1 pseudogene is annotated in these 672 nt (G+C 51.8%); it reads left to right on the top strand.

The features are described 5' to 3' along the window. Positions 1-284: 284 nt before the first annotated feature. A pseudogene (locus HT737_RS29310) lies at positions 285-672 on the top strand (hypothetical protein); the annotation flags it as partial.

Raw genomic sequence — 672 nt, 5'->3', positions numbered from 1 at the left:
CGATCATTCGCCGTCGAAGAAAGGTCGCGTCATCTAGCCGGCCTTGTATCACTGCCATTCAATCATTGAAATGCACAAAGCCCGTTTCGACACGCGTTGTTAATACGGTTTTCCTGTTGACTTCAATTGATTTTGTTCAGGGTGTGTTTAGGGCCGTCATGCTTGAATAGCCCTCGCCGCGGGCCAGGCTCAACATCAATCTCGCGCCACACACAAGTTCAATGCAGGCGTCACCGGACTGTCAGGATTGCGGTCAAAAGAACAACTTCACTAAAGGGTTAACGATGGATCGATATGATGCCCGGCTTGTTGTAGAGCGCACTTCGCGGGCTGGAATGTTGACGGGACTGATTGCAAGAAATCCATGCCTGAGCATTTTTTTCATGACACTGGCGGTGTTCATGGCATTGCAGTACAAACCCGCGGTCCTCAACTACACAACACGCTTTGTCGACTTTGCCGACTACATGTTGCTGCACGGCATCACACTGTTCCCGATCACCGAAGACCTCAAACCCTATCCCGACTACACGGTCCTCAATACCTTATTGGTCTACCTAGTGTCCTTGCCATTCGGCCGGGTATCCGTTCTTTCCATGGGTTTTCCGTCCTGCGTGGCCGCGTCGCTGATGCTGGTATTCATTTATCGACTGGGGCGCGCTGCACAGCAAG

The organism is Pseudomonas sp. MD195_PC81_125 (assembly GCF_014060985.1).
In the GTDB taxonomy this organism is placed as follows: domain Bacteria; phylum Pseudomonadota; class Gammaproteobacteria; order Pseudomonadales; family Pseudomonadaceae; genus Aquipseudomonas; species Aquipseudomonas parakoreensis.
This window is presented reverse-complemented; position numbering and strand designations above follow the sequence as displayed.